This window comes from Bacillus sp. 05T31, from assembly GCF_056396725.1.
In genome coordinates this window covers 1-6,325 of sequence record NZ_JBFTMA010000317.1, presented here as the reverse complement: position 1 = coordinate 6,325, position 6,325 = coordinate 1, and the positions used below count along the sequence as shown (strand labels likewise).

Here is a 6,325-nt window from a genome sequence, read left to right as displayed (position 1 = left end):
CTCTTCAGGTGTAGATCCATATTTTGAGGCTAAACTATATACRCTATCACCGCTACGAACAGTTACAATTTGAATCATATGCTTGCCCCTTTCGGTAAAAGATTCACTGTTTTTATTTTATTTTTGATTCCACTGTATTATGATTAAATGTATGCAAGGCAGCAGAAGTGAAAGAAGGCGAATACATATGTTTGTAGCAGAACATGAAGTTGAAATCCGTTATGCGGAAACAGATCAAATGGGTGTTGTTTACCATTCAAACTATTTGGTGTGGCTTGAACTAGGTCGCACGAAACTTATACAAGATTTAGGATTTTCATATGTTGAAATGGAGAAAGAGGGAATTATTTCTCCTGTGTTAGACTTGCAAATTTCATATCGTAAAGCGATGCGTTACGGAGAAAAAGCTATTGTGAAAACGTGGGTTGATACTGTGAGCCCGCTCCGCGTTGTATACGGATATGAAATTTATAATGGTGATGGCGAACTTTGTATTACTGCAAGCACGACGAATATTTGTGCGAAAAAAGAAGGGTTCCGCCCTGTATCATTTAAAAAATTATATCCTGAGTGGTATGCGAAATATGAGGAAATTAAAAAGAAATAAAGTGAAACTTTAATCAGTGGGGGTCTTACTACCCGCAAATAGCGGGATAAAAAAAGCGTGGCAGAAGCCACGCTTTTTTATTTTTCATAATTAAATTGAGGGAAATCATCACCGTCGTTAAGTGTAACTAATAAATTATGTCCATCGAAGAACCACTCATCATCGCCTTCAATAAAGAAGTTAATACCTTCTTCTTGAGTTTGAACAGCAGGGTGCGCAGGGTCATCTTTACGAATACCTAAAGAAAGTCCTTTTTGCACAGTACTGCAACCGCCGTATTGTACGAAAAGGCGTATTGTTTCACCCGATTGTAAGTTTAATTCGTTTTTATACCATTGTGCTGCTTCTTTTGTTACGGAAAGATTCATGTATAGTTCCTCCAAATTATGTTGCTTTTTCTTTTAGTATAAAAAATAACGCAAAAAGACGCTATTAATATGCTTCACGTTTTCTTTTTGCGTTATGTGGGTTACGATCTTATTTTTGCTTTTTTGAAAAGTTTGCTTTTGGTTCAGTTTTATTTATAATTCGTCCGATATTTGCACGGTGTTTATAAATAACCATACCTGCTAATAAACACATCGCAATAATGAAGATTTTATCCCCGCTAACAATGGATGCAATAACAGCAACGACAGCTGTTATCATAGAAGAAAGTGATACGTATCTTGTTGTAAATAAAAGGCTGAAAAAGACAACAGCTAATATTGCAAAAACAACTGGTGAATAGCATAATAGCACCCCAGCAGAAGTTGCAACTGCTTTCCCCCCGCGGAATTTTGCGAAGATCGGATAGACATGTCCAAGAACAGCGGCTAATCCAAACCATAGTGGGTGAATATCTGACCCGAAAATAATCGGTAGACCTGTTGCTAATGTACCTTTTAAAATGTCAGCAATTGTTACGATAAAACCTGCTTTTTTCCCTAATGTACGGAATGTATTAGTTCCGCCTAGATTACCGCTTCCATGCTCACGAATGTCGATTCCATAACCGATTTTTCCAACGACTAATGCAAATGGAATCGAACCGAGTAGATAGGCAACGATAAATAAAAGATATGTAATAACCATGAGTTCAGTCTCCTTTATACAAATGTGTTGATAAAGGGTAAAAAGAGTTTTTCCCRTTTATTGTACCCTCCAATGGGAGTAATGGGAACGTTCGCATCTGAGAGCGCAAAGTATTATGCAGTAGAAAAATTATTATCAGATCAAGTGAAAAAAGCGATAGATCAAAATATATTATATCCACATGATTTAGATTTTTATGCAACAGGAACGACGACTTGTTCACAAATTCCGTTAGCGCAAATGCTTGCTAACGGTTTTCATACTGGACATGGACATATGAGACAACCGCAAGACATTAAAAGTGCGTTGGCGCTTTCTTCAATTATTTTTCAGGCGAATCAAAATATGCAGCACGGTGGTCAATCGTTTGCGCTCTTTGATATTGATTTAGCTCCATATGTGAGAAAAACAGTAGAGAGACATAAAAAACGATTACAGTCATATCCGCTTACGAAAGAACAAATAGAGGAATTTGCATGGAAAGAAACAGAAAATGATACGTATCAGGCGTGTGAGGCTTTCGTTCATAATTCAAATAGTATGCATAGTAGGGGCGGGGGACAAGTACCATTTATTTCTATTAACTATGGAACAGACACATCGCAAGAGGGAAGACTTTTAATTAAGCAACTTTTAAAAGCGACGCAAGCTGGACTGGGTAAAGGGGAAACACCGATTTTYCCTATTCAAATTTTCAAAATGAAAAAAGGGTTGAACTTTGAAGAGTGTGATCCGAACTATGATTTATTTGAATTAGCGTTAGAAACGACAGCTGAGCGATTATTCCCTAACTTTTCGTTTTTAGATGCTCCGTTTAATGCAGTGCACTATGATGGTCGGCCTGAAAGTGAAGTATGTTATATGGGGTGTCGTACTCGTGTTATGTCTAATATACATGGGGAAGAAACAGCAATTGGAAGAGGGAATTTATCGTTTACTTCTATTAATTTAGTGAAATTAGCGCTAATTAGTGGTTCAAMAGAAGCGTTTTTTGAAGCGCTAAGTTATTAYTTAGATTTRGGCGTTAAGCAATTATTAGAGAGATTTGCTTATCAATGTACAAAGAGAGCAAGAGATTTTCAGTTCTTATATTCACAAGGTGTATGGCGCGGTGGAGAAACATTACAACCTGAAGATGCTGTGGCACCCATTTTAAAACAAGGGACGTTAAGTATTGGTTTTATCGGTCTTGCAGAATGTTTAGTAGCGTTAACTGGAAAGCACCATGGAGAAAATGAAGAATCGTGGAAGCTTGGATATGAAATTATTTCCTTTATGAGAGAGAGAATGGATAAGGCGACGGAAGAACATCAACTCAATTTCTCTGTAATTGCAACGCCAGCAGAAGGGTTATCAGGAAAGTTTGTGAAGAAAGATAGAGAAGAATTTGGTGAAATTAGCGGTGTGACAAATCATAATTATTATACAAATTCGTTCCATGTACCGGTGTATTACAATATTCAAGCGATAGATAAAATTCGATTAGAAGGACCGTTCCACGCTCTTTGTAATGGCGGACATATTACGTATATTGAACTAGATGGTGCGGCTGTGCATAATCAAAAGGCGTTAAAGCAAATTGTACAAGCGATGGCGCAGTACGGCGTAGGCTACGGTTCAATTAACCATCCTGTCGATCGTTGTAAGTGCTGTAGTTATCATGGCATTATCGGGAATGAATGTCCGAGCTGCGGAAATGAAGATGAGAATGAAATAGAAAGAATTCGCCGCATAACAGGCTATCTTGTAGGAGATATGTCAAAGTGGAATAGCGCGAAACGTAGTGAAGAGATGGATCGGGTGAAGCATAAATGAAAGTTATGAATATCATTCATGATAGTGTAGTAGATGGAGAAGGGTTGCGGACAGTCGTGTTTTTTGCGGGCTGTCCGCATCGTTGTATCGGTTGCCATAATCCAAAATCTTGGAATGTTTGCAATGGAACTGAAATGACGGTAGAAGAAATTGTGAAAGAGATTGAAAAAAATTCATTAACCGATGTAACATTTTCAGGTGGAGATCCATTTTTTCAAGCTGCTGAAGTGAAAAAAGTGGCAAAATCCGTGAAAGATTTGAAAAAAAATCTATGGATTTATACAGGTTACACGTTAGAAGAGATACAGAGTGCTCAAAATAATGATATGATAGAATTGTTACATTATGGGGATGTTTTRGTCGATGGAAGATTTGAAMTYGAKAAAAAAGATTTAACACTTCCATTTCGCGGAAGCTCCAATCAACGTATTATTCGATTGAAAGAGTAAAAAGGCGGGATAGGTTATATGAATAAAACAGTATTACTTGTTGAAGATGAAAGAAGATTACGTGAAATTGTTAGTGATTATTTTCGTAATGAAGGCTTTGAAGTAATCGAAGCGGAAGATGGAAAAAAAGCGCTAGAATTATTTGCTGAACATACAATTGATTTAATTATGTTAGATATTATGTTACCAGAAATAGATGGTTGGTCTGTTTGTAGACGAATTAGAAAAGAGTCAGCAGTACCAATTATTATGCTGACAGCACGTTCTGATGAGGATGATACATTACTAGGCTTTGAACTAGGTGCAGATGAGTATGTCACAAAACCTTTTAGTCCGAAAGTATTAGTAGCTCGCGCGAAGACGTTATTGAAACGTGCGGATGGAGCGGTAGGAGTATCAGAAGAAAATACTATGYCTTTAGCTGGAATAGAAGTGAATCGACTATCTAGAACAGTTTTAGTAGATGGAGAAGAAATTATATTGACACATAAGGAGTTTGAGCTTCTCGTTTATTTAATGGAGAACAAAGGAATTGTGTTGTCACGCCAACATTTATTAGATCAGTTATGGGGATATGATTACTACGGCGATGACCGAACGGTTGATACACATATTAAAAAACTGCGAAATAAGCTAGGAGATAAGGCGAAGCATATTGGCACTGTTATTCGAGTAGGTTACAAATTTGAAGAATAACCTTTAAGTTACTATGCATCTCGGCTTTGGGATATAGCAAATTTACACTCTCCTTTGTAGGTGGAATGTACAAAAAATACTTTTCTTGTCTACAATGRTAGATAGGAGTATTTTTTAAATTGGATTTCACGATGAGTTCACAAGAAGGACACAAACTGTGACTATACTGAAAGTACGAATTCATCAGAGAGGGGAAATAAAAAATGGGATATTACGACGGACCAAATTTGAATGAAGAGCATAGTGAAACGAGAGAAGTGAGAAAATCAGGCAGTAAAAAAGGTTATTTCTTCACAGGTTTAGTGGGAGCTGTAGTCGGGGCGGTTTCGATTAGTTTTGCAGCACCATATATGCCATGGGTGCAAAATAATGGAGCTGCAGTTTCATCATTCAATTCTAATAAACAAGTAGAAGGTACTGTAGTTCCTGTTGTCAATAAATCAAAAAACGAAACTGATTTGCCAGGTATGGTTGAAGGTGCAAAGGATGTTGTTGTTGGTGTAATTAATATGCAACAAAGTATTGATCCGTTTGCAATGCAACCGACAGGTCAAGAACAACAAGCTGGTTCAGGATCAGGTGTTATTTATAAAAAAGCAGGAAATAAAGCATATATCGTAACCAACAACCACGTAGTAGATGGAGCGAATAAACTTGCTGTGAAACTAAGTGATGGAAAGCAAGTTGATGCAAAATTAGTTGGTAAGGATCCTTGGTTAGACTTAGCAGTTGTTGAAATTGACGGATCTACTGTAAATAAAGTTGCAAGTTTAGGTGACTCCAGTAAACTTCGTGCTGGTGAAAAAGCGATTGCAATCGGTAACCCACTTGGATTTGACGGCAGTGTAACGGAAGGTATAATCAGTAGTAAAGAACGCGAAATTCCAGTTGATATTGRTGGKGAYAAACGYCCWGATTGGCAAGCACAAGTTATTCAAACAGATGCAGCGATTAACCCTGGTAAYAGTGGTGGTGCAYTATTTAACCAAAACGGTGARGTAATCGGTATTAACTCAAGTAAAATTGCGCAGCAAGAAGTTGAAGGAATCGGATTTGCAATTCCGATTAATATTGCAAAACCAGTTATCGAATCGCTTGAAAAAGATGGAGTAGTGAAACGTCCAGCTCTTGGAGTAGGTGTCGTTTCATTAGAAGATGTGCAGGCTGCAGTAACCCAATTAAAGGTACCTAAAGAAGTAACAAATGGCGTTGTATTAGGTAAAATTTATCCAATATCACCGGCAGAAAAAGCTGGTTTAGAGCAATATGATGTTGTAGTAGCRTTAGATRATCAAAARGTAGAGAATKCTCTTCAATTCCGYAARTATTTATATGAAAAGAAAAAAGTAGGCGAGAAAGTAGAAGTTACATTCTATCGCAATGGCCAAAAAATGACGAAAWCAGCTACRTTAGCAGATAATTCAGCTACWAAGAATCAATAATCGGAATAAAAGAAAGTCTCTTTCATGTTGAAAGAGACTTTCTTTATCGGATATACTAAAGGAATAGGAGTRATAAATTATGACAATTGAAAACCCAACTCGTACGGAAATTGGTGAAGTATTGAAGAAAAGTAAAACGATTGCAGTTGTTGGATTATCAGATAAGCCAGAACGTACATCGTATATGGTGTCAAAAGCAATGCAAGATGCGGGGTACCGTATTATACCAGTAAATCCAACAG

The 6,325-nt window shown here is 37.2% G+C and carries 7 protein-coding genes and 1 pseudogene; 6 read left to right on the top strand and 2 right to left on the bottom strand.

The window, feature by feature from the left end; translation table 11 throughout:
- Window positions 1–187 precede the first annotated feature (187 nt).
- A complete protein-coding gene (locus AC1DJR_RS18050; protein WP_000495812.1) occupies window positions 188–607 on the top strand; it encodes an acyl-CoA thioesterase in 420 nt (139 codons plus the stop codon).
- Window positions 608–684: 77 nt separating this feature from the next.
- Here AC1DJR_RS18050 and AC1DJR_RS18045 read toward each other — a convergent pair whose 3' ends face one another.
- Both AC1DJR_RS18045 and plsY read right to left on the bottom strand, forming a co-directional pair.
- The gene (locus AC1DJR_RS18045; protein ID WP_002033558.1) at window positions 685–975 is read right to left on the bottom strand and encodes a HesB/YadR/YfhF family protein; all 291 of its coding nucleotides are present in this window, start codon (window positions 973–975) and stop codon (window positions 685–687) included.
- Between the two features lie 109 nt (window positions 976–1,084).
- On the bottom strand, window positions 1,085–1,681 hold the full coding sequence (plsY, locus tag AC1DJR_RS18040) for a glycerol-3-phosphate 1-O-acyltransferase PlsY (protein ID WP_002014306.1): 597 nt from the start codon (window positions 1,679–1,681) through the stop codon (window positions 1,085–1,087).
- Between the two features lie 69 nt (window positions 1,682–1,750).
- Here plsY and AC1DJR_RS18035 point away from each other — a divergent pair.
- From AC1DJR_RS18035 to AC1DJR_RS18015, 5 genes and pseudogenes are all read left to right on the top strand, one after another.
- Window positions 1,751–3,496, top strand: a pseudogene (locus tag AC1DJR_RS18035) (anaerobic ribonucleoside triphosphate reductase); the annotation flags it as partial.
- Entirely contained in the window at window positions 3,493–3,945 is a 453-nt protein-coding gene (gene nrdG, locus AC1DJR_RS18030; protein WP_477003168.1) for an anaerobic ribonucleoside-triphosphate reductase activating protein, read from the top strand. The pseudogene AC1DJR_RS18035 and the gene nrdG, both read left to right, overlap by 4 nt.
- A gap of 18 nt (window positions 3,946–3,963) precedes the next feature.
- Complete coding sequence (locus AC1DJR_RS18025) at window positions 3,964–4,641, top strand: response regulator transcription factor (RefSeq protein ID WP_477003167.1); 678 nt, start codon at window positions 3,964–3,966, stop codon at window positions 4,639–4,641.
- Between the two features lie 203 nt (window positions 4,642–4,844).
- Window positions 4,845–6,083 carry a S1C family serine protease gene (locus tag AC1DJR_RS18020; RefSeq protein WP_477003166.1) on the top strand — a complete coding sequence of 413 codons (1,239 nt, stop codon included), beginning with the start codon at window positions 4,845–4,847 and terminating at the stop codon, window positions 6,081–6,083.
- Window positions 6,084–6,162: 79 nt separating this feature from the next.
- The coding region (locus AC1DJR_RS18015; protein ID WP_477003169.1) for a CoA-binding protein at window positions 6,163–6,325 on the top strand (163 nt) is incomplete at its 3' end.

Coding starts and splice junctions, on each gene's coding strand:
- AC1DJR_RS18050 (WP_000495812.1), top strand. CDS start 188: ATGTTTGTAGCAGAACATGAAGTTGAAATCCGTTATGCGGAAACAGAT.
- AC1DJR_RS18045 (WP_002033558.1), bottom strand. CDS start 975: ATGAATCTTTCCGTAACAAAAGAAGCAGCACAATGGTATAAAAACGAA.
- plsY (WP_002014306.1), bottom strand. CDS start 1,681: ATGGTTATTACATATCTTTTATTTATCGTTGCCTATCTACTCGGTTCG.